Source organism: Paraglaciecola sp. QJM3NY_14 (genome assembly GCF_056173245.1).
Genome location: NZ_CM149664.1, coordinates 2,796,133 through 2,820,458, shown reverse-complemented (window position 1 = coordinate 2,820,458; position 24,326 = coordinate 2,796,133). Strand labels below are relative to the sequence as shown.

Below are 24,326 nucleotides of genomic sequence, written 5' to 3'. Positions count from 1 at the left end.
ATAGATAATAGAAAGTGAGCGCGTCACCGATGAATCTTTTTAAAATTAATGAAAATGACTGTTGGCAATCGGTAAACGATGGCGTAATGGGTGGCGTATCAAAGTCACAGTTATCCCATGTTGACAAACTCGCTGTGTTCAGCGGGCATGTTTCACTTGAGAACAATGGTGGTTTTGCCTCCGTAAATCGGCGAGTATTTGTATCAAACGTGCCTCACGAAACTCAGGTGTCGATTCGAGTTATGGGTGATGGCAAGCGCTATCAGTTTCGATTGAAAGCAGGTATTGAAAAAGGCGCGCCATCTTATGGTGTCGGGTTCACCACTGAAGCGAATGAATGGCAAACGTTCCGCTTTAAATTGAGTGAGTTTAAGGCAACGTTGCGCGGCAAAAAAGTGCTTGAGGCCCCACCACTGAATTGGTTAGATGTGAAACAGCTGGGCTTTTTGATTAGCGATCGCCAAGAGGGTGACTTTTGTTTATTGATTGACAGTATCACTCTACATGAACGATAAGACTGCCAGTGCCAGAACCCGTATACCTCAGTAGAACGTAACCTATATGCAAAGCCCCGTGAAATCAGGTCTAATATTGCCTGAGAAATACTACCTTGATCATTTTAACGAGTTCCTCGCTTATACGCAGACCCATTGCGCGGCATTATTATTGCCAGCACATCACGATTTTATTCAGCGCTTTGAGCAATTAGCGCACAACACCCAATGCATGTTTGTGCGCGTGGTAAATCGAAAAGGCCTGTTCATCGCCTGCAGTACCTTAACCTACGGGGAAATTGAAGACTGCCAACGGGAGCTAGCGATACTCACTGACTGTGGCGTGTTACGTTCGGTTGTTACCAGCGATGTCAGTCCCTTTCTCGATACGCTGAACAAGGCGCAATTGATCGAATTATTAAGCTCGCAACAGGTAACGTTTAAAAAAAGTGCTGCCAAAGCCGTTTTATTAACGCTAGCCCGTACGCTTAGCGCTGAGGCAATCACCCAACATACCTTATGCGACGATTTCAAAGTAAAAACATTCGTTGATGAGTGGCAATACTTACTGTTTTTATTTTTTGGCAATCTCAACAGCGCGCTAGACAAGTTCTCCATGCGGGACTTGGGCGTCCTCAAAACGCGCAATAAATCTAAGCAGCAAGGCCCTCGCTTTGATGGTATTGAAGAAGCCCAAAGTGCCTTCTATTTTGCTCAGCAAAAACAGCGTTTGGGATCTCTGTGCCCCGAAGGACTGACTGAATTTGCGCAACAGCAAGAATTACAACAAACGCCCGTAGGGATTACAGCCAATGAATATGCTGCACACTTTTGGTACGAGCTGGGCTGCGCCCTACTAGCCATTGATAGTGAGAACGCTAAAACACAAGCGCTGGCATTTTGGCGTTTATCTTCACACCAAAAAGCACAAGAGCGCTTGATCAGGGAAACCTATAAATTTGATAAAGAGCGCGCCAAGTTGGCCCTTGAAGCGATACTTGATGCACCGAAAGACGACGAACTAAGTTTGTTCGCGTTTGACTTTTACCAACGTAAGTTCAATCAAGCAAAGTTAAGCGTGCGTACCCAGCGTTTACGTGAGCACAGTCACAAACTTTACATTGATGAAGTGTACAAAGATCGCGTGGAATTAGGCGTAAAACGCTACTACGAGGGGCAAAATCTATGCGTGGATAATGCTGCGCATGGGGGTAAACAGCAATGCGCGCTTCAGGCTGAATCTCTTGATCAAACCCCAGCCCAATTGCCCGCAAATATTTTCGCCTATAGAACCGAAAATCGCTTATTCAGGGCACTATTTGGTTTAACGTTTTGGCATGAATTGTTTAACGAGGCCGAGCGCGCAACGGGCTCAGAGTTTGACCGCAGACCACGCCTGATAAAAGAAAACTGTCTGTACGATGAGTTAGGTGCTCAGGTGGAAGCGCGCTTAGTGCTGTTCACTCAATGTCAATCTCAACCCCAGCCCCAGCCCCAACACAAGCACCAGATAAACAGCGTATCCAGCCATGCCATGGCATACCTAACGCAAGTTGCAAGTCGATACTATGGCCAGCCTAATGGTATATTTCGTTGGCACCCCAAGATGCTTGAGATCATTGGCGTATTCTTACGACATGTAAACGGGCAATGGGTAGCGGACCACTTAAGAGCAATGGCGAAAAACTACCAAGGGTTAAAAGATGGTTACCCAGATTTAATGGTGATTGAAAATCAGCAACTGCGCTTTGAAGAGGTGAAAGCGCCGGGGGATCAACTTCGCGCCAATCAGCTGGTGAGTATCGACGCATTGCAAAATGCCGGGTTTAACGTCGGGGTGTGTCAAGTAGAGTGGCGTTACAACCCCCAACAACCCTATGTCGTGGTTGACGTTGAAACGACAGGAGGATGCAAGCCGGGGCATCGCATTACTGAAATCGGCGCGGTTAAAGTGATTGACTCCAGGGTGGTCGACAGCTGGAGTAGCCTTATCAACCCTGAAAGACGGGTGCCGCATTTTATTACCCGTTTGACGGGGATCAGTAATGATATGGTCGAAGACGCGCCACTTTTTTGCGAAGTTATAGATGATTTAGAGGCGTTTATGCAAGACTGTATTTTTGTGGCTCACAACGTGAATTTCGACTATGGCTTTTTTAAGTTGGAATACGGGCGATTAGAAAGAGCGTTCTCTATGCCCAAGCTATGCACAGTGCGCGAAATGCGTAAGTATTTTCCTGGCTCACCATCTTATTCGTTGGGTAAATTAAGCAAAGAATACGGATTGTCTCTTGATAATCATCACCGAGCCTTATGTGATGCTCAAGCTGCTGCTGAGCTACTGATCATGGTGAACGAGAAAAAACACACAGTATAACGCTTGCCTGCGTGTGCTGGTCCGTGAGCTTTCTTGGTAACGGGTAAGTATGGCGCGTTGAGTTTGAGGAATAGCAGAACGCCCGCTGCTTAAGTAGGTTGCGCGCCCAGTAGTGGTAAGTGTTTTACCTTGTGATAGGTCATCGCGATTAACAAGCACTGGTTTAATGGGGTGTCATAAATGCTTTTGGTTAAAGGAAGACTAAGTGCGCGATTGCCCTGATAAGTAAAACTGTTTGGATACACCTCTTTGAATGTGTCTATTAGCCGAGTTTGGCAGTGAAAATAAACGTTGAAGAGCTCTGGTGTTTTGTCTTTCCAATCGATGCGGATAGGGCTGCCACCTTTTACTGAAAAACTTGGCTCGCCCCATTTTAGCGACTCTTCCACTTTACCTAAGTTATGCACCTTAGCAATATCCCGTATTTCACTTCGAATAGCGCTGAACTGCGCTCTGGCGATTTTAGGATACTTATCAGAAATGACGATGGTCATAATGTAGGGTTTCTCCACTCTGCTTAACGTTGGCCGATAGAACCAAGTCCCGTTGACATTCAACGCCAGATGACAGGGGTTACAAATTACATTATGTCACGCTGGATCACGCTAGGCGACCCAATAGCTTGGTATAAGCTCGGCGTATTTATCTCAGTGGCAAACTAGTCTTGCCTTATTCTAGGGGGCAGTAGGTGGTTGAAATTGTCTACTTGCTGTCTATCTGCTGATAATGGGTATCTAACCAAGCATCTAAGGTATCCTCCTGCGGCAGCATCAAGGGACTTGACGTGCTGTGAATATTCGCCAGTTTAGGGTGTGAGGCCAGGGTGACAATTGAACAGCCAAGGCTGACCTCAGCGCTTTGTTTGTTGATATATTTTTGTATAAGCCCCCAAACGCGATAGCGCCTTTGTGCGCAATAACGTCATGTAGTGCTTAGGTATGTTTTTATTACCTCGCTGTTCGAATTCAGTTTCTCCAAACCCTTTGGCAACGATGATGCAACGGGCCGTCCTAAAAGGTTGGTACCCAGCTGTTCGGGGTATATTTAGCTTATCGTAGCGGGGATTAAAACTGGTAAATTTGGAGGGTTTGAAGCCGGTGTCTCTCGGTTCAAGTAACAGCCACCACGTTGCTTTTTGAAACAAACGCTGACCCTCAAGCTCGCGGATGATTTACGCGTCGCTTGCAGCGCGAATAAACCGATTGGGCGCTAACGGCGTCATCGTTAAATCGATACCTAGGGTGACGCATAAGCCTTGAACGAACTCATTGTCTATCACATTAAGCCTTCCACACATGTTGCATCCTAATTGCACCCTAAAAATTAATTAAAGTTATTTGAATTCGACATATACTGTATATAATAACAGTATATGTTGAAATTTATTCCTATTAAAGCCTCTGCCGGTATTGTTGGGTTCGAATCCCCTGCAACAGAATATACCCAGCTAAGCCTAGATTTAGACCAACTCTTGATTGACCATCCATCTGCGACCTATATCGGTATCGCACAGGGGGAGTCGATGACCGGAGACGGTATTTTTTCCGGCGACTTACTGATTGTCGACCGTGCCCAAGATATTAAAGATCGAGACGTGGTGGTCGCCAACCTCAATGGTGTATTTGTGTGTAAAAAGATTGATAAAGTGCAGCGTTGTCTACTGTCATCCAGTAATCGATTTCCCCCCTATTTTTTACAAGAAGGCGATGATTTCCAAATAGAGGGTGTGGTGACACGCTCGATCCGCCTGCATCGACCTTTTAAAAAGCCAATCTAATGTTCGCTCTATGTGATGCCAACAGCATGTACGCGAGTTGCGAAAAAGTGTTTGATCCAAGTATTCGCAATAAGCCAGTGGTGGTGTTGACCAACAACGATGGCTGTATTTGTGCAGCGTGTGGCATTGCCAAACGAATGGGTGTCGGGAAGAAGTTCGTACCTTATTTTCAGGTCAAAAAAGAGCTAGAAGCGGCAGGTGCCGTTATTCGCTCAAGTAATTACGAGCTTTATGCCGACCTGAGTCAACGCATGATGGATACATGCGCGCGCTTTGCCCCTGACATCAATGTGTACTCTATCGATGAATGCTTTTTATATTATGGTAAAGACGCAACTGCGCCCCAAGACGGTTGGAGTAATCATGCTAGCAGTATTCGAAAAACCGTGTGGCGGGAAGTGAGGTTGCCTATCTGTGTTGGCATAGGGCCGACGCCTACATTGGCTAAAGTGGCCAATCACGCGGCTAAAAATGTGAGTGGCTTTATCGGCGTGGCAGTGCTGGACAATGAAGATGCGCGTAAGCATGTGCTGAAGCAACTGGCTGTGACTGACGTGTGGGGCATAGGAAAACGTTTAGGAGTTAAATTGAATGCGCTGGGGATCCACACAGCGTGGGAGCTTGCAAACCGTGACCCGTCGCACATCAGAAAGGCGTTTTCGATTATTGTGGAAAACACGGTGCGAGAGCTAAATGGCGAGATTCGTCACTGCTGGGAAACCGTAAGAGCGGCCAAGAAAGAAATATACAGTACGCGCAGTTTTGGCAGTCGCGTGACTGATTATGATGAATTGCGAGCGGCGCTTGCTGGTCATGCTGAAACTGTAAGTGTGAAACTGCGTAAACAAAAAAGCGTGACCAGCAGTATGACGCTTTTTGCCACTAATTCTCCCCATGATAATGGCGGGTATGTGCGGCGCTCTTTCTTTCATCGCTTCACTGTGCCCACAAATGACACGCGTAATATACTTCATGCGGTTGACAGTGCAATGTCTCAGCTTTTTCAACCAGGTGTACATTATTACAAATGTGGTGTCGGGTTGATGGACTTACATGAGCAGGATTTATATCAATATGATTTATTCAACCCGTCGAATGACAACTCAAGGTTGATGGCATGTATGGACAATATTAACTCGCGCTACGGACGTTCAACCGTGCAAATGGCGGCCAAAGGCTTTGAGCAACGTTTTTCTATGAAGCGGGCGTTTTTGTCCCCTCAGTACACGACGCAGTGGCGAGATATACCAAAAATTAAGTGCTAGTGCTTAATGGCGTTGAAAAAAAGCAATAGCAGGGATCATTTGAAGTACTAAACAGACAACCTGTGATCACATAAAATAGGTAGTCAGAGCTCGCGCTTAAAGAACATTATCGAACGCTATAACCTTCAATTAGTACTTTTTCTGCCGCGGCGCCGAAGCGTCGTAAAACGCTGATATCTTCGTCAGTGAACACACGAGGCTTATCAAACAACAGACAAAATGTACCCACTTCGTAACCTTCACCTGTATGTAAAATACTACCAGCGTATGCGCGAATAAATGGAGCGCCTGTTACCAAAGGATTATTTTTAAAACGCTCATCAGCAAGGGAGTCTGGAATGATCAAGTATTCTTCCTCGGCAATGGCGTATGTACAAAATGAAATTTTTCGTGGTGTTTCTGTTACGTCCAAGCCTTGTTTTGATTTAAACCACTGACGGTCTTCAGTAATTAAGCTGATTAAACAAGATTTACTATTAAAATGATTTCTTGCCTCAAGGGTAATGGCATCAAGTAATTGGTCTTGCTCGGTGTCAATGATATTCAAGTTTTTTAACGCACTTAAGCGTTCCAGCTCATGGGGTAACCGTGGGTAATCGGGCATGTGATACTCAGTTAACGTGACGGGATTTCGATGTCGATTTTTTAGTCAAGTTGTGAAAAGGGGGAAGGGCGTATAAACGCGAGCGATATTATCATACTACCTTGGTTAAGATATAAAATAACGTAGGAATTGCTGTCATATCTGCAGTTAAATGTGGTGCGATAACGCTGCCATTTGCTCGTTACCGACAGGGGAGAATGTGCGCATCAGGGCGAACACGTGCGGATGTTCGCCTGATACGAGGTGGTAGTGTTTTATGGCTCTTTTTTAGTCCCTTTTAGCTAGTTAACCGGGCCCGAGTGCGGTGACGCAGCGCGAGGCAAAATGAAGTAAAAAGAAAAATGCTGAACGTGCCTGCTGCGGGTACTGAGTTAACTTGCGCTGACGCGTTTAGAGCCGCACTGTCAATGGGCATAAAGGATTGGATATTGGCTAAGGTAAAGTCAGTGGAGCCAGAGGCAATAGCGGTCAAATTAAACGTGAGTGCACTAAAGTTTGGCTGCGTAAAATCCTCAAAGTCGATAAAAGACATCGCAACACCATACGTTTGTGCGCTGACCTCAAAAATAAATGCTCCAGTATTTGCTAAGTCACCGCCCACCGAATTAGGAGCGAAAGCAAATAGATCAGTGTCAAATTCTATTTCAAAGCCCAGAGTACTGAATGGATCAAAATTTGTAGCGGATACGGTGACCGAAAGCGCCTCGCCTATGTTTAATTCAGGCGAACTGACATCTAGGGTAAGCAAGTTCGCTTGGCTGGGTAGGCTAAAACACAGTGCTAAAATTAACAGTAATTTTTTCATGAGATATATTCCTTATTCTTATTTTGTTTGGCTAGGGTGCACAGCGGGTTCGGGTGCATGCGTTCATGAGTAGTCGTGTGTCGAGTAGGTTAACCGTACCATCGCTATTCATATCAAAAGTCAGGTCGATAGATTGCCGCATTTGAATCGCAACGATTAAGCTTTGTATGTCGTTGATATCCACGTCGCCATCTAGGTCGTAATCGCCGACCAACGCAGGGCTGACGATGTTGATACGTTGCACAGCGAGGTCTTGGGTGGCGCCGTCAGTCGACTTGACGAGTACATAAAGAAAGTAAAAATCATTGGCGGGTAGTGCATCACTTGCCGCTATATTGGCAAGGGAAAACGTGACGCTGGCTGAGCCCGATTGCTGACCAATTGCATTGGCATCTTCGAGTATGATGTCTTTAACCATAGAGTAGTCTTCTCTTAGATGGCGTAAAAAGAAACGTATACCGCCTAGCTCATCACTGACAGCGTTGCCTGTACCCATATCAAAATCGACTGAAACCGCTAATGAACCGCCCACTTCGTAGTCTTTAGTGCGATATAAATTCGGCTCGCTAAATGTCAAGGAAAGCTCACTCACCTCTTGCTCGATACGAATGGGAAACACACCAGGAATGTTATATTTATCGCCGTTGGTGCTATTAAAAACAGCAAACAAATAGTAAAAATGTCCAGCAGGTAAGGCTGCGCTGGGCGTTAAGTCTGCTAGTGAAAAGGTAGCGGTGGCAGCACCTACTTGTTGACCGATTGCTGAGGCATCTTCGATAATGATGTCATTGATGAGGCCAAAATTTGCGTCCAGTTCACGTAGGTAAAAGCGCACGCCGCCTTGCTCACTCGTCACTGTATTTCCATCGCCCGCCTGATAATGTGCTGTTACAGTAAGTTGTTGGTCTGTTTTGTAGATTGTATCGCGATATTTACGCGCATCATCCAGTGTTAACGACGGGCTTGTGTCAATATTGCCTGCTTCAACACTAACCGGGAAAGCACTTGTTGATTGAGTTTCCCCGTTACTAGAGACCACCCTAACAAATAAAAAATAGAACTCGCCATCAGGGAGGTCTGCACTGGCTTGTAAATTGGCGGGTAGGGCTAATTCGACGCTAGATGTACCACGTTGAGTATTGACCGCGTGACCATCTTGCACAATAGCAACATCAGATATTAAGCCAAAACTAGCGGTTAAATGACGCAGTCTGTATTCGACCCCGCCAAGTGCTGCCGTCACAGTATGGCCCGTACCAGCATCATACTCAGTGGTGACGTGCATAGCCTCACCTGCGGTATATACCGTACTTGCGTACATGCTTTGATCATCGAATGTGATCGACGTAGGGGAGGGCAACTCAACCTCGATGTCTACCTGAGCAATAAAGCTGCCCTCTTCAGTGGTTGCAGTGATCCTCGCTTCCCCCTGCATTAAGGCACTCACCAAACCTGTTTGCGTTACAGTAGCCACCTCGGGCGCACTGGATTGCAAAAAATAATTTTGGTTGGTGGCAAAGTACGGGGTGATAGTGGGGTTTAGTTGTAGTGTGCTTCCCACCGCGACCACAGCCGATGTGGGCTCAATAGTGATCCCCTTTACAGGGCCAGCACTGGGGCGGACATCTGATGTGAAGCTAAACACTTTAAGGTTCACGCTGGCAATATGTCCCCCATCATCGCCAAAGGTCACATCTATTTCGTTATTAGTGCGCAAAAGGTCAATGGGGACAGGAAATTCGATAACACCAAAAAAGTCGCCTCGGGTGTTCTGAATATCCCCAGAAATTTGTGCTGAAGCTGTTAAGGTTTCTCCATTAACAGCGATAGTTGGTGCGAGAGACTTGCCTAACTTGCGCCCAACAACAACGCGCAATATGCCTTCACCAAGCGCGCTTGTAGCAACCGAATTAATATTAAAGCGACTGATTTGATTGGCTGAAATGGGTTTTAAATATTCAGTGGCAAAATACTTTTTCTCTTGTGATGTTTCGTTGATGACGATGTCTGAAGGGTAATCGTATTCGATTACCATAGTCGCTTCAGCAGCAATCGTGACTTCTTGGATATCTGACGCATGACTTGTTTCATCAAGCGCGGGGGCTGCGCCTTTGAGATACAGATGCTTAGTGCGTGTTGTGGGCTGACTTGACGCAGGCGCGCCGTACTTGTGCACAACAATTTTTTCAGCTTGTTCAGTAAGATTACTGATCAGCACATATGCTTTGTCATTTTGTACGTAGCTATCAATAAGGAAATCACTGTTAGTGGAAAAGGTATCAACGCGAGTGCCTTTTACATCGGACCATAGCTGATAAAATTTGACCATTTCAGTAAATACCCAGTCTTCACCGGTTTCATTCGGTGCTTCCTTTTGTTGACGAAGTAATCGCCAATTGTAGGGCGTACCGTCTGCTGCCGTGCCCCACAACGCTTTGATGGGGACAAAGGGAATAGAGGTTAAGACGGAATCGGGACGACTGAGAAATTGCATTAACATGGGGCTAGCGGTTTTAAGAAACCACCAATCGCGTAATGCAGACCAAGGCGCATTTTCCATGGGTCTATTTCGGCCGCCATATTCTGAAATAACGTGAGGTTTGGTTTCACCTAAAGCGAGTAGCGAATATTGATCTATCATGTCTAATGTTGCTTCGAGTCGACTACCTTTAAAACGATTGTCGTCTTCAAGATCATAAAAATGGGTTGAATACACATCCATATGGCTGCCACTGGTATCAATAAATAGCTTCATTCTTTCTTCCCAGCGAGCAAACTCTCTTTGCTCAAATATAGGGAATGCCACCGTAAAGCCACCAATTTTTATATGGGTGTTGTGTTGTCGAAAAGCATCGGCAACGTCGTTATGAAAGGTAAAAATATCGATTGGCGGGATGGGCTGCTCTAATCCGAGTTCATGTGGCGCATCCGTTACCTGATAAAGAGGTTCGTTAAGCACCTCAAAGTAAACGGGCGCTAGGTGTCCCTTTGTCACGGGATCACCCGCAGAACGAAAAAACTCGTTAACATATTGTCCAAGGAAATCACCTACCGCGTCGCCACCTTTTGCTTGCCAAGCGCTTCCACCGCAACAAGGTGAAGTGTTACCTAGATAATGCGCTCTGGGTTGGCCGCCTATCATCAAGTCTCCTCGGCCATCGTATTGATGTAAAGCAGACTTGTTTTGTCCCCAATTGGTTTCGCGCTGAGCTTTACCGCGAGCGATGATATTCTGCGGATCTGCATAACCTATGTTGGCTGGGTCCTCAATGGCTTGGTTAAAATTCCAAACGGTGCCACCGTTATCTCGACCAAAATAAACGTCTAACTCTTCCATCATATACTTAAGTTTGTCTTCTTCACCCTGCCAATCATTATCGTTTAGCGTGGAATGCAGTTTTATATGGTTTTTGCGCTCAAATTCAGATTTACCTTCAACTGAATGTTTGACATTCAAATTAACAACTACCTCTGTCGTTGCGTGTATGTATGTTGGTATCGCGACCAAACTCGACGTTACAAGCAACCACGGAATGACTTTTATCATAGTGCGTTCCTATTATGTATGTGGTGGTTTTACAGGCTCAACTAACTCGCTTAAAACTGAATCGACACGTAAATTGGGTTAGTTGGGGGCAATAGATTATATTATTTGGTTAACAAAGTGTAATTAATTGTTAACAAAATGATTGGTGCTTTACTTGAAGGGTTGTCTCATACAGGCTTCTTGACCGTGATTGTTTCATTGCTATGGAGATGAATACGTATGTAGGGCGCTATGCGGGGTAAGGGATGGCAGGTATGATTTGTGACTAATTTGTTAATTTATCTGTATTGGACACTATCTTTATGCGTTTACCGTTGTCATACATGCTCTCATATTCTTTTACTCGCGCGTGGAGTGTGCCTCTTGTAGTGCTTACTAGTAGTTTATTTGCCTGTTCGCATGAGTCGGGTAAGCGAGATGAAAACGTTCAAGATAAGGGGGACGTCGCAGTGGCGAACATGACGCACGAGCACGTGAAGCCAGTGGTGTACCAAGTGTTTACCCGGTTATTTGGCAATACCAATACCACCAATAAACCATGGGGCACCATTGAAGAAAACGGCGTTGGGAAATTCAGTGATTTTACCGATGAAGCCCTGCAAGGCATAAAAGAACTTGGTGTCAGTCATATTTGGTATACGGGCGTACCCCATCACGATGTGATCACCGATTATAGCGAGTACGGTATTTCAAATGACGATCCCGATGTGGTTAAAGGCAGAGCGGGCTCGCCATATGCTGTGAAGGATTATTACACGGTTAACCCAGATTTGGCAGATGACCCAGCAAACCGGTTGGCAGAATTCGAGGCACTGATAAAGCGCACGCATAAAAACGGCATGAAAGTCATCATTGATATTGTGCCTAACCACGTGGCAAGAAATTATCAATCGCTGGCAAAACCTGATGGTATGAGTGATTTCGGTGAAAAGGATGATGTAAGTCTTGAATATGCGCGAGATAACAACTTTTATTATGTCGTTGGGCAAGATTTCATGGTGCCAAAAGCCCCTCAAGGATATCAACCTTTAGGCGGGGAAACCCACCCGTCAGCTGACGGGGAATTTAAAGAATCACCCGCAAAGTGGACGGGCAATGGTTCACGCAAAGCACAACCTGATGCCAATGATTGGTATGAAACAGTGAAAGTGAATTACGGCGTTAAGCCTGATGGAAACTATGATTTCGCTATGCTACCCGCGCAATATGCCGACAAAACGGCCGATGAACATGTGGTGTTCTGGGCAAATAAGAGTGTGCCGGACTCATGGATTAAATTTCGTGATATTACCCAGTACTGGTTGGCAAAAGGTGTAGATGGGTTTCGATATGATATGGCGGAAATGGTGCCAGTGGCGTTTTGGAGTTACCTAAATTCGCACATTAAACACACCAATCCGGAGGCATTTTTACTGGCTGAAGTGTACGATCCGACTAAGTATCGAGAGTATATTACTCTGGGAAAAATGGACTTCTTATACGATAAAGTCGGCTTTTACGACAGTTTAAAAGGGGTCATGCAAGGTCAATTACCCGCTTCTGTTATTACAAAAGCGCATTCAGAAGTAGCGGATATAGAAATGCATATGCTGCACTTTTTGGAAAATCATGATGAGCAGCGCATCGCTAGCCCTCAGTTTGCTGGCAGCAGTGAATTAGGAAAGCCGGCATTAATCGTATCAGCCTTAATAAGCCGCGCGCCGACACTCATTTATTTTGGCCAAGAAGTGGGGGAAGATGGCAGTGAAAATATGGGCTTTGGTTCAGCCTCTCGCACCACCATTTTTGATTATGCTGGCGTTCCAGCGCATCAACGCTGGATGAACCAAGGAAAATTCGACGGTGCGATGTTAGCCCCAAGCGAAAAAGCCCTCCGGGATTACTATCGCCGGGTGTTACGTATCTCAGCAAGCCAAAGCGCGATGGCGGGGCACTATGCGGACTTGCATTCAGTTAATCTTAATCAGAACAGCGATAATAATGAAGTAACTTACAGCGAGTCTATTTACGCATTTAGCCGCTTCAATGACGAGCAAAAAATAGTGGTAGTCAGTAACTTTAGTCAAGGGGGTAAACAGTTCGAATTAGTGATCCCCGAAAACTTAATTTCTCAATGGGGGCTACCTGACGGCGAATATACGATGTTCGATTTACTCAGTGAGCAAAAAATGAATATTAACGTGGAAAATCAAAAAGGTCGTATATCAATGACGCTAGGATCGTTACAATCTGTGGTACTGAACCTCGTGAAGTAAAACACGCAGGTAGAATTTTTGATAACGACATTGTAAAGGCAGGATAAATGCGGAATTGGATAGCGAGTTTGAGTCGTCTGTTGTTTTTAGTGATGGGTATGGTGTTCACGTTATTCGTACTATCTGGTTGCGGCGAAGTTATTCAGCGCCCGACGTCGGCCGCGTCGAATGTATCTGTATTACCTTATCCGTTTTTAATACCTGAACTGGATCGCCAAAGAACTGTTCGCCTTTATCTACCGCCGAATTATGAGCATGAAACTCAGTCATACCCTGTTATTTACATGCATGACGGCCAGAACCTGTTTGATAATGCCACGGCTTACGCTGAAGAATGGGGGGTGGATGAAAGTCTAAACGCGCTGGCTAAAACATCGGGACGAAAATTTATCGTTGTTGCCATCGATAACGGCGGTGATTTTCGGATGAATGAGCTTAGTCCATGGACCAATAAACGCTTTGGGGAAGCACAAGGAAAAGCATATATGCAGTTGATTGTGGATGTAGTGAAACCTTATATCGACAACAACTATCGCACTAAAGCCGATGTAAAAAACACCGCGATGATGGGCAGCTCAATGGGCGGCTTAATCACCCACTACGCCATACACAATTACCCAGATGTGTTCGGCAAAGCCGCTATTTTTTCTCCCTCCTATTGGTATTCGCAAGATGTGTTCAGTGATACCAGGCTACATAGAAGCAAAGATTCCGCTCGTCTATACGTGTTATACGGCAGTAATGAGGGGGACGGGATGATTGCTGATACAGACAAAATGCAGCGATTGATTAAAGAGCTGGGGCACCCTCGTGAAAACATGCAATTCGTATCCATCGCTGGTGGGCAACACAATGAACAACTTTGGGGTGATTCATTTACCGATGCGATTGAATGGCTGTTTGAGATACATTAGGCTTGTTATCAATTGGGAGTTGCCTAACCGACACCTATATTGAAGATACATGTTATTGCTGCAATGCATTAGCAATGAGCACATTAAAGAGAATTCGCACCTACTTATGATAACAATACACATTTCAACTGGACGAAAAATAATGATGCGGTTATTTGGACTTAGCCTGATTTTATTGGCATTTACGGCGGCAAGTAGTGAGTATCAATCACACGAATTGAATGGCCAAGTACTGCATATTCAAACTGATGAAGGGAAACTTAGCATTACGGCACTGGCCAGTGATTCTCTTGAAGTCTTTTATCAACCCAAAGGCATTAAACAACTCCCATCATTTGCGATCGATGGGGTCGCAAAGCAAACAGAATTGACGATATCAGATGATGCATCACGCCTTACGCTAAGCGCACCTGGTATTCGTGCACAAATAGATAAATCGCCCCTGCGGATCCGCTATTTTCGTGATGACAAACTACTGTTAGCTGAGCAACAAGGCTTGTTCATTGACGCTGACAAGCGAGGTTTTAGTTTCGATTTGCAAGAAAATGAAAAGTTACTTGGTGGGGGGGAGCGCATAGTGGGGATGGATCGTCGCGGTCAGCGCTTTCCTCTTTATAACAAAGCGCATTACGGCTACACCACTGAGTCAAATCAGATGTATTTCGGTTTATCCGCTGTTATGTCGAGCAATAAATACGTGTTGATATTCGACAACTCTGCCCGCGGGGAAATGGATTTAGGTGCTAGCAATAGCGATGAAATGCGCTTTGAAGCGATAGGTGGACGTACCAGTTACATTGTCGTTGCAGGAAAAACCTACCCATCGTTAATTAAAAATTTCGTCACTGTGACGGGGAAGCAGCCTTTACCGCCTAGATGGGCATTAGGCAGTTTCGCCTCGCGCTTTGGCTATCGTAGTGAGCAAGAAGTGCGAGATACGGTAAAACAATACCAAGAATCCGGATTTCCGTTGGATGCACTCGTGCTTGACCTATATTGGTTCGGAGCGGATATCAAAGGCCATATGGGTAATTTGAGTTGGGACGAAAAAACCTTTCCTACGCCAGTCAAGATGATCAGTGATCTGCGTAAAGAAGGTGTAAAAACAGTCGTGATAACTGAGCCTTTTATTCTGTCTTCATCTAAAAACTGGCAAGAGGCAGTCACGCACAATGCCTTGGTAAAAGATCCTGAAGGTCATCCTTATCAATTCGATTTTTACTTTGGCAATACCGGTCTAATTGATGTGTTCGATAACGACGCCCGTGATTGGTTTAACCAAACCTACACAGCTTTGTACAAACAGGGTGTAGCGGGTTGGTGGGGAGATTTAGGTGAGCCAGAGGTGCACCCAGCAGATGCTCTGCATAACCTCAATGGAACCTCTGCAACTGGTGACGAAGTGCATAACGCCTATGGGCATAAGTGGGCAGAACAAGTTTATCAACATCAAGTATCACTAGCGCCTAATACTAGGCCTTTCATTATGATGCGCTCTGGATTTGTTGGCTCGCAGCGTTACGGCATGATCCCATGGACAGGTGATGTGAGTCGCTCTTGGGATGGCTTGAAACCGCAAGTTGAATTATCACTGCAAATGGGCTTGCTAGGCTTGGGGTACACTCACTCTGATTTAGGCGGATTTGCAGGAGGCGACGTGTTCGATCCGCAAATGTATATTCGCTGGTTGCAATACGGTATTTTTCAACCTGTTTTTAGACCCCACGCACAAGACAATATTGCCCCAGAACCGGTGTTTCATAAAGGCAAAACCAAGGATATTCTTCGTACCTATGTAGAGTTGCGTTACGCCATGATGCCGTACAATTACTCTTTGGCATTTGAGAACAGTTTGACCGGTATGCCCTTGATGCGTCCGATGTTTTTTGAAAACGAAAATGACTTATCGCTCATCGACGTAAAGGATCAATATTTTTGGGGAGATGCGTTATTGGTTAAACCTATCACTCAAGCAAATCAGAACGAGGTCAGCATCACCTTACCCAAAGGAGCTTGGTTCAATTTTTGGAGTGACGAGCGCTATGAGGGTGATCAAACGATAACCATACCTACTGACATTAAGTTGCTGCCTGTCTTGGCTAGAGGTGGGGCTATTATCCCTATGACGTTACCCGTGCTGAGTACAGATGATTATTCAACCAAAACACTCGACTTACATTATTACGCGGATAAAAGCGCGTTAACGTCCACGTCCGTTATGTACAACGATGACGGTAAAAACCCTCACGCTATTCGCAATAAGGCATTTGAAACGCTGACGTTCACAGCCAAGCGTCAAGGTGACGAGAGCAAACCCGATTCTTTAGTGTTTGAACTTAAACGCACAGGAGAATTCAAAGGCATGCCGGGAAGCAGGATGGTGTCACTTTGGATCCATAATTGGCCGCAAGATATTAATCAAGTGCTGGTGGGTGACAAACAATTACCACAGATTAAAGACAAAACGACGTTTTTAAACGCAAACCGTGGGACCCGTTGGGACAGTGAAACCAACACGCTTGAGGTGAAATTTGGATGGGACGCAGATACTTCAGTTCAGGTGTTTTAATCTTCAAATAACACGCTGGTAGCCATCGCATGGTGGCTATATACATAGTGATAATTTTATCTTTTATTATTCAAATCAGTTGGTTGCATCACTATTACGCATCATTTAAATTGGTGCTTTACGTCATACTGCGTTATTTTCAATCACGCTGAAATCTACAATGAGACGTTGTAGGCGATTAATTTGATATAGGCTGAGTATTTGAATTACAGATTAGTAGTGTGGTTAATAGCAAGCTTAATGATGTTTCAGGTTTCGAGCGCTGAGCACAAGCCTATATTGACAGCCTGTGGACATCACGATTATGCGCCATGGAATTGGCTTGAGGACGATAAGATTGTCGGTGTATGTGCTCGGGTCGCAACTGAACTTTTTGGTGCACTCGGATACGATGTTGACCTTACTTACGTAGGCCCATGGAAGCGTTGCCAACAAATGATAGAGAAAGGAGAGGTTGATCTTAATATCTGTTCTTTCAAAAATTCACATCGTGAAGAATATTCAGTGTTTTCCTCTGAGCCAATGGCAATGAATGAAAATGCTATGTTTGTCAATAAAGACAATTACTTTGACTTTAACGGCCTAGAAACGCTTAAAGGCAAATTAATAGGCTTAGTCCGTGGTGTAAGCCTAGGCAATGAGCTAGATGATTATTTAGCTAACAATAGCCACGTCATTCGCGTCAAAAATCATCAAGCATTGCTATCGATGTTGAAACTTAACAGAATTGACGCAGTGATACTTGGTCGTCAATCTGGACGACACTTGCTGAATCTGTATGATCTTAATAGTGAAATTGTCGACTCACCTAATGGATTGCTGAAAGGCGACCTGTACTTTTCCTTTTCAAAAAAATCACCTCATACCGGCTTACTAATTGATGTAAATGAAACACTAAAGTCTGATAAGTACAGGGTATGGCTGGCAAGCCTATTGGAACGGTATTCCCAAAGGCATAAAGAATATAAACAGAACAAGATGTTACAGATTAACCCGCTTGGGACACTGCGAGATTAAACTAAGCAGCATAGGTCATAGAAAAAATAGCTATGTACGCCTTTAAATACCTATCGACGCTGGTTTGGATGGCAAATGTTGTTATATTGTTGCCCTAAGCTAGGGCATAGATAAAGAATTCGAAAATGGGAAAATTAATCATTTTAGCGGCTGTGCTGTTTGCCGCTCTTCAATATATTGGGGAGCCAGAAGCACAATCGAATACTTCGCAATCACAACAAGCGCAAAAACCTACGCGACAATCTCCCGTGGAAATGCGGGCTAACCAAATACCCAAAGTATCAGCGTCACCAGCAAGAAAACCGGCACCCATGATAATGAATTTTCGTTGTGATGGTCGCCAATATTGCGGACAAATGACATCTCGCGCTGAAGCTGAATATTTTTTACAGCATTGTCCAGATACAAGAATGGACGGTGATGATGACGGAATACCGTGTGAAAATGACACCCGCTTTTAGGCTAGCGTTTAGTAAATATTCCGAATAATGTACTGTTTGTAATTCGAACTGCTCGTTTTCGTACCAATTATAGTGCCTAATTCTTCAAGTAATTCGATAACCTTATTAAAAATAGGTGATTGAAAAATATACAACCTTTGATGATGTAACGCACGAGTTATTAGGTGGACTAAAATGGACCTATTCGTGGTCAAAATGGCTGAGTTCATAAAAGTAGAAATGGACACCGACGCCGCCCATGATTTTCAACACGTTAAGCGGGTTGTTCTAAATGCGAAACAGTTATGTGAAGCGGAAAAGGCTGACGAGTGGGTTGTTATGCCCGCGGTGTGGTTACATGATTGTGTGACTTTGCCAAAGGATCATCCTGAGAGAGCGTCAAGCTCACGCTTAGCGGCGGATAAAGCGGTGACCTTCTTATCCGAAATTGGCTACCCAAAAACGCATTTTGACCATATTCATCACGCTATTGTTGCACATAGTTACAGTGCTAATGTCGCACCTAAAAGCTTAGAAGCTTGCGCGGTGCAAGACGCTGACAGACTAGACGCCATTGGAGCGATAGGTGTTGCAAGATGTTTGCAAGTGGGTACCTCGATACAGCGCGATTTATACGAACCTGATGATCCTTTTGCTTTGTATAGAGATGTCGATGATTCACAGTTTACTCTTGATCATTTTTTTCAAAAATTGCTCAGGATAGAGGAAATGCTTCACACCGAGGAAGCGAAAAGAGAAGGGCGGATTAGAACTGATTTCATGCATCACTATTTACGTCAATTGCGTCACGAAATGGGTTTACTGCGGCGGTAAAAGCAGAGCCAAGCACTTTGTAGTATAGTTTTGTTACCCTATCCGGTGTGCTTCATGATTAACTTCGTACGTGGTTCCAAGTTGGAACACACTCATTTATCGTTAAAGTATGTCAGGACATTCTAAAAGGAGCTTTAGTATGTGTCAGTTGTTCATTGAGGCAGAATCAGAACAATGGTTGAGTAGAACTAAGTCATTGCGCATAGAAGGTGTTGTGACCTCAATTCGATTAGAAAATTTCTTTTGGGATGTGTTAGCCGAAATTGCCTTTCGTGATGATATGTCGGTTAATCAGCTCATCACTAAGCTTTATTTTGAATCACAAGAAGCAGAGTTAGATTTGAGTAACTTTACTTCCTTTTTGCGTGTGTGTTGCAGTCGATATTTATCCTTGGTCGCGGATGGCGAACTAACCCGCTGCGAAAAAACACCTATGAAAAAAGAGGGTATAGACATGCTGCTTAGCCAGGAAAATCAACGTACTTTAGCAAGGCGTCGATGCTTTACCCGAGAGCCTTCCGTATAGCCTGTATAAACATTCCCTATCGTATGCGATGTTACTCAACTGAGTAACATCGACGACTTTTTAGCACGTCAAGGTTCCATTCCTCACAGTCAAGATAAGCTGACAATAGAGTATTGATTTAAATTTGAATAATTTGGTCTCTCTCTGACACTGCTCAGCAAATACTTTATGATACTACGCATTGTCACGGACCGTGTTTAGATAAAAATCTGTAAGGTAATTCATGAATCAAGAGCTCACATATCACATCGGTAGACCTGGTATTCCTTGGACACAACCTGAAAAAGACCAATGGTTAACGCAACAAACCATTAAGCGAAGCTATCAAAATGAAGTGGTTGTTCATATCGACAGCCTTCGCTCTCAATTTAATGTGGAGCAATACGGCACGCTGGATTACGAAAGCGGCCCTTACGCACTCTATGCTATTACCAGCAAAGAATTCGACCTCAATAAACCAACTGTATTAGTCACCGGTGGAGTGCACGGTTATGAGACAAGTGGTGTTCAAGGGGCATTGCGTTTTGCTATGCGTCACGGGATTGATTATTTAACGGACTTTAACCTTATCATCGCTCCCTGTATCAGCCCGTGGGGATACGAAACTATCAATCGTTGGAACCCAATGGCGATAGATCCAAATCGCTCATTTGTACCCCAAAGCATGTCACCAGAAGCGGCTCAAATCATGGCGTATGTGAGCAATCTCGGCCTAACGATCCACGCTCATATTGATTTACATGAGACGACTGATACGGATAACAGCGAGTTTAGACCAGCCCTTGGTGCAAGAGACGGAGTTGTGCAAGATATATGGCAAATTCCTGATGGCTTTTACACCGTCGGCGATACCCAAAATCCGCAAGATGCATTTCAACGTGCGGTGGTGAAAAGTGTTGAGCAAGTCACGCATATCGCGTTGCCTGATAGCGAAGGTAAATTGATCGGTGCACCTATGACGCAACACGGCGTCATTAACTATGCATTGAAAGATTTAGGCTTATGTGCTGGGTTTTCTAATGCACGCTACACTACAACCACTGAGGTCTATCCTGATAGCGAAACGGCTACGCCGGAAGAGTGCATTCTGGCCCAAGTCGCTGCAGTAATAGGCGCATTAGATTACTTGCGTCAACAAGGCTGATAACGCCAATAGATGAACAAGGCGCAACAGCGTTGTTCATCTCGATAGGCTAGGTTTGGGCGTAATGCCTACTCTAGGAAACTGGCGTCTTGCGCTAACAACATCGAATGTAAAGGCTGGAAATTGCCCCAGGTCACGAGCTCAGAGCCGTTGGCTGCTTTGGTCTTACGGGCAATATCTGGATTTATTAAGGTCAATGGCCCCGCAGCTTGTGCCAGTAACTGGCTTTGACAACAGCTATCCATCAAAATAAAGTTTGCCACAGCTGCATCAACCGATGAGCCCACTGTGATAAGACCATGATTTTGTAAAATAACCGCGCTGTGCTCGCCTAGCGATTCTGCAATCATATCGCCTTCCTCTTTTTCAGCCACTACACCTGTGAACGTGGCAAAAATACCGTGATTTTCAAAGAACATGCACGCGTCTTGAGAAATTGGCAGCAGAGGTTGGCCTAATGAAGAAAATGCTCTGCCATACTTAGTGTGCGCGTGAGCAACCGCATTCACATCAGGCCGAGCCATATGGAGACGAGAATGTATTGCAAACGCAGCATTATTGACGGCATGTTCACCATCAATAATGTTTCCTAGATGATCAATACGCACTAAATCTGAAGCTTTAATCATCGAAAAATGAATACCTAGAGGGTTGACCCAAAACGTATCAGGCTCTATGCAGTCGCGCAGGGTAATATGGCCAGCTAAACCTTCATCAAAATGATGTAGCGCAAACGCTCTAAAACCCGCGGCTAAGCGTTGTTTTTCGTATTCACGTTGTTCAAATTTATCACTAAACGAGGGCGGCATCGGAATTTTAAATTTACCTGCGCCAATAGCCATGTGTTTCGCATCTTGTTGAATCTTGTTGCTCACGTCTTACTCCAATTTGGATGATTTGACACCAGTCTAATAACTAATAGAATAAATACGAATGATGTTATTTTATTCCAAAGTATGAATATGTTGCATAGTAAAATTGATTTAAATTTATTTCTTATTCTTGTCGCGGTTTACCAAGAAGGCTCAATTACTGGAGCAGGTAAACGACTCCATCTCAGTCAACCCGCGGTGAGTCATGCACTTTCAAGGCTCAGAGATAAATATCAGGATCCGCTATTCGTGCGACACGGACGCAAAATGATCGCCACTCAACTGTGCCAAACGATTATGCCCAGGGTACTTAGCTCGGTGGCAGAGCTAGAGTCCACTTTGCACGACATTGGCGACTTTGACGTCCATCAATATCAGCGCGAAATGAAGTTTGGTTTTAGGGATATCCTTGAGTCTATATTCTTTCCTGAATTGGCCACTGATCTGATGGCTAACACTCCAAATATTACAGTGCACAGCCGCCAAGTGAGCCGCCTAGACATGGAGGCTGCTCTTGAAAGCCAAGCTCTCGACATCGTAATCGATGTGCTTACACCAACCAGTGATGATATTCAGCACACATTGATTTGTGATGAACATTTTTCGTTAATTTGCCGCAAAGGCCACCCCATATTATCTGATATGAGCTTGGCTAATTACATTAAGGCTGAGCATGCGTTAGTGACCTTAAAAGACTCTGCGGTCAATACCGTAGATATGGCACTGGCTAAACATGCTGTTGCGCGCAAGTTTGCTTTAAAATGTGAACATTACTTTGCTGCAACCAGTGTCATCAGTCGCTGTGACATGTTGCTCACCATGCCCAACGCCTATGCGCGATTACTAAAACAACAAATGCCCGTTGAGGTCGTTCCTTTGCCGTTCGAGGTACCCATTTTGCCTGTACACATGTACTGGCATAAGCAAGCGGTGCACGACCCACTGAATAGTTGGATGCGGCAGAAGCTACTGGCTATTGCTAAACGCGTTATTCCCCCGCCATCTTAGGGCTCTAAAAGAAGTAAGCGCCTTGTAACAATGTACGTCTTGGACGTTCCACTAAGAATCGATGAGCGTAACTCAATACAGAAACATCGTTCGTTTGGGCGAAAGTGCAAATGTGTATTAACGTGTTGACCAATAAGGACAATGACTTTTTTCATCAGTGCCTGGAAAGCCTATTTTATGTTTACTTTGTGATGTGCGGTCCAAGATGTGATGGGATCCAAATTTTATTCGTAACAGGAGGAGTGAGACTGATGAATAGATATTTAATCAAGCAAGGGGGTCTGCTCGATGCCATTTTGTTGGCGAAAGTGGCGGGTGTTTTGTTTCATTTTTGACGTGTAATTTTCAGTTATAGCCCGATTAGGTTCATTAAGTGCTGTATTGGTTGATATAGTTGTGAATCGAAACAGAATTTCCTGTATATTTCGCCATCGTTTTTTAACCCATCACGCAAATTCAACATTCAGACGTTACGATATGATAAATAACGTCATGGCAACTATTTACACAGATAGCATGTAAACAAGTTGCGTCTATGTTTTTGTCTGCCAGAAAGAGAAATTAGCATGAACTTTTCATCATTAGATTTAGCGCCAGAATTGCAACAAGCCATTGATGCTTGCGGCTATAAAAAAATGACCCCAATCCAGCAGCAAGCCATTGTGGTTGCTCGCCGCGGTCGTGACGTGTTAGCCAGTGCGCAAACAGGTACGGGTAAAACAGCTGCGTTTGCTGTGCCTATTTTACAGCAAATGTTAAACAAGCCTAAAAAGACGACACCGGGTACACCCAGAGCGCTTATTTTAACGCCGACCCGAGAGCTTGCCGAACAACTAGCAACCAATATTGCGAACTACGCGAAATTCACTGACATCTCAGTCACGGCTTTTTATGGCGGCGTAAAATTAGGCGGCCAAGCCAGTAAATTAAAAGCTGGTGTGGACATTGTTATTTCGACTCCTGGGCGATTATTGGAGCACATGACGTTGAAAAATGTCGAATTGGCTAACGTTGAATTTGTGGTCCTCGATGAAGCCGACCGTATGTTGGACATGGGCTTTATCGCCGATGTACGCCAAATGCTGGCGCAAATCACCTCTGCTCATCAAACATTGTTATTTTCAGCGACCATTTCCCCTACCGTGAACGAGCTTGCTCATAAGCTGCTTAAAAATCACCAAGAGATTCGCGCCACGCAATTAAACAGTGCTGCGGATACCGTGCAGCATGTGATGTATCCTGTGTCTGAAGAAGACAAAATTCGTTTGTTCAAGACGTTATTAGCTGAGCAAAACTGGTATCAGGTATTGGTCTTTACCAGTACTAAAGAGCAAGCGGATAAACTGATGGCCGCTCTTAAAACCAGTAAAATTGATGCTGCAGTTTGCCATGCTGATAAAAGCCAGGGCGCGCGCCGCCGTGCAATCGCAGATTTTAAATCAGCCAAATTACAGGTGCTTATTGCAACGGAAGTGGCGGCCCGCGGCCTAGATATTCAAGGCCTTGATTATGTAGTGAATTACAACTTACCTTACTTACCAGAAGATTACGTGCACCGTATTGGGCGTACAGGCCGCGCTGGGCAGCAGGGCAATGCTATTTCATTTGTGAGCCGTGAAGAAGAGCGCACAGTAGAGAGGATAGAGCGTTTAATTAACGGCAAAATTAAACGTATTTCACGCCCTGACTTTGCATTTAGTAGCCGCGAATCTTTACTTAAAACGGTGCGTAAACACAGTAAAAACAGCCGTACTAACAAGGCATCGCAGACCGTCATTCGTATGGATAAAAGCGCTACTAAGACAAAGCCAAAAGCAAAACCTAAGGCAAAACGAACGAGTAAATAAGCGTCATAAATGTAGAACAAAGCGTGGCCTT

Annotated in this window: 20 protein-coding genes; 14 read left to right on the top strand and 6 right to left on the bottom strand. The window is 44.7% G+C overall.

Features of this window, described 5'->3' with window-relative positions; genetic code table 11:
• Positions 1-29 precede the first annotated feature (29 nt).
• Positions 30-515, top strand: coding sequence for a CIA30 family protein (locus tag AC0VYA_RS11795; RefSeq protein WP_475488383.1), 486 nt, complete (start codon positions 30-32; stop codon positions 513-515).
• Between the two features lie 46 nt (positions 516-561).
• Positions 562-2,871 (top strand): exonuclease domain-containing protein, encoded by a 2,310-nt coding sequence (locus tag AC0VYA_RS11790; RefSeq protein WP_475488382.1) that lies wholly within the window; start codon positions 562-564, stop codon positions 2,869-2,871.
• A gap of 89 nt (positions 2,872-2,960) precedes the next feature.
• Here AC0VYA_RS11790 and AC0VYA_RS11785 read toward each other — a convergent pair whose 3' ends face one another.
• Entirely contained in the window at positions 2,961-3,365 is a 405-nt protein-coding gene (locus AC0VYA_RS11785; RefSeq protein ID WP_475488381.1) for a DUF1801 domain-containing protein, read from the bottom strand.
• A 677-nt stretch (positions 3,366-4,042) separates the two neighbouring features.
• Positions 4,043-4,168: a hypothetical protein gene (locus AC0VYA_RS11780; RefSeq protein ID WP_301547043.1), complete on the bottom strand. Its 126-nt coding sequence runs from the start codon at positions 4,166-4,168 to the stop codon at positions 4,043-4,045.
• Between the two features lie 75 nt (positions 4,169-4,243).
• Between AC0VYA_RS11780 and AC0VYA_RS11775 the strand changes: the two genes are divergently transcribed.
• Complete coding sequence (locus AC0VYA_RS11775; protein ID WP_475488380.1) at positions 4,244-4,648, top strand: LexA family protein; 405 nt, start codon at positions 4,244-4,246, stop codon at positions 4,646-4,648.
• Positions 4,648-5,913, top strand: coding sequence for a Y-family DNA polymerase (locus tag AC0VYA_RS11770; RefSeq protein ID WP_475488379.1), 1,266 nt, complete (start codon positions 4,648-4,650; stop codon positions 5,911-5,913). Before AC0VYA_RS11775 ends, AC0VYA_RS11770 begins: the two co-directional genes overlap by 1 nt.
• Before the next feature lie 106 nt (positions 5,914-6,019).
• On the opposite strand, the gene AC0VYA_RS11765 is transcribed toward AC0VYA_RS11770, so the two are convergent.
• From AC0VYA_RS11765 to AC0VYA_RS11755, 3 genes are all read right to left on the bottom strand, one after another.
• Complete coding sequence (locus tag AC0VYA_RS11765; RefSeq protein ID WP_475488378.1) at positions 6,020-6,517, bottom strand: GAF domain-containing protein; 498 nt, start codon at positions 6,515-6,517, stop codon at positions 6,020-6,022.
• Between the two features lie 277 nt (positions 6,518-6,794).
• Entirely contained in the window at positions 6,795-7,322 is a 528-nt protein-coding gene (locus AC0VYA_RS11760) for a hypothetical protein (RefSeq protein ID WP_475488377.1), read from the bottom strand.
• Positions 7,323-7,353: 31 nt separating this feature from the next.
• Positions 7,354-10,869, bottom strand: a complete 3,516-nt coding sequence (locus AC0VYA_RS11755) for an Ig-like domain-containing protein (RefSeq protein ID WP_475488376.1) — start codon at positions 10,867-10,869, stop codon at positions 7,354-7,356.
• Between the two features lie 323 nt (positions 10,870-11,192).
• On the opposite strand from AC0VYA_RS11755, the gene AC0VYA_RS11750 reads away from it, so the two are divergent.
• The 8 genes from AC0VYA_RS11750 to AC0VYA_RS11715 all read left to right on the top strand — a co-directional run bounded on the left by AC0VYA_RS11750 (position 11,193) and on the right by AC0VYA_RS11715 (position 20,568).
• Entirely contained in the window at positions 11,193-13,124 is a 1,932-nt protein-coding gene (locus tag AC0VYA_RS11750; protein ID WP_475488375.1) for an alpha-amylase family protein, read from the top strand.
• 47 nt (positions 13,125-13,171) lie between these two features.
• Positions 13,172-14,038, top strand: a complete 867-nt coding sequence (locus tag AC0VYA_RS11745; protein WP_475488374.1) for an alpha/beta hydrolase — start codon at positions 13,172-13,174, stop codon at positions 14,036-14,038.
• A 142-nt stretch (positions 14,039-14,180) separates the two neighbouring features.
• Positions 14,181-16,607: a glycoside hydrolase family 31 protein gene (locus AC0VYA_RS11740; RefSeq protein WP_475488373.1), complete on the top strand. Its 2,427-nt coding sequence runs from the start codon at positions 14,181-14,183 to the stop codon at positions 16,605-16,607.
• Between the two features lie 201 nt (positions 16,608-16,808).
• Positions 16,809-17,624: a substrate-binding periplasmic protein gene (locus tag AC0VYA_RS11735; protein ID WP_475488372.1), complete on the top strand. Its 816-nt coding sequence runs from the start codon at positions 16,809-16,811 to the stop codon at positions 17,622-17,624.
• Positions 17,625-17,749: 125 nt separating this feature from the next.
• Positions 17,750-18,085: an excalibur calcium-binding domain-containing protein gene (locus AC0VYA_RS11730; RefSeq protein WP_475488371.1), complete on the top strand. Its 336-nt coding sequence runs from the start codon at positions 17,750-17,752 to the stop codon at positions 18,083-18,085.
• A 174-nt stretch (positions 18,086-18,259) separates the two neighbouring features.
• The gene (locus AC0VYA_RS11725; protein ID WP_475488370.1) at positions 18,260-18,898 is read left to right on the top strand and encodes an HD domain-containing protein; all 639 of its coding nucleotides are present in this window, start codon (positions 18,260-18,262) and stop codon (positions 18,896-18,898) included.
• Positions 18,899-19,037: 139 nt separating this feature from the next.
• Positions 19,038-19,424, top strand: coding sequence for a ribbon-helix-helix domain-containing protein (locus AC0VYA_RS11720; RefSeq protein ID WP_011575132.1), 387 nt, complete (start codon positions 19,038-19,040; stop codon positions 19,422-19,424).
• A gap of 223 nt (positions 19,425-19,647) precedes the next feature.
• Entirely contained in the window at positions 19,648-20,568 is a 921-nt protein-coding gene (locus AC0VYA_RS11715; RefSeq protein ID WP_475488369.1) for a M14 family metallopeptidase, read from the top strand.
• Between the two features lie 68 nt (positions 20,569-20,636).
• Here AC0VYA_RS11715 and AC0VYA_RS11710 read toward each other — a convergent pair whose 3' ends face one another.
• Entirely contained in the window at positions 20,637-21,443 is an 807-nt protein-coding gene (locus AC0VYA_RS11710) for a class II aldolase/adducin family protein (RefSeq protein WP_475488368.1), read from the bottom strand.
• A gap of 87 nt (positions 21,444-21,530) precedes the next feature.
• Between AC0VYA_RS11710 and AC0VYA_RS11705 the strand changes: the two genes are divergently transcribed.
• Positions 21,531-22,448 carry a LysR substrate-binding domain-containing protein gene (locus tag AC0VYA_RS11705; RefSeq protein ID WP_473480891.1) on the top strand — a complete coding sequence of 306 codons (918 nt, stop codon included), beginning with the start codon at positions 21,531-21,533 and terminating at the stop codon, positions 22,446-22,448.
• Between the two features lie 566 nt (positions 22,449-23,014).
• Entirely contained in the window at positions 23,015-24,295 is a 1,281-nt protein-coding gene (locus tag AC0VYA_RS11700) for a DEAD/DEAH box helicase (protein WP_475488367.1), read from the top strand.
• Positions 24,296-24,326: the final 31 nt, after the last annotated feature.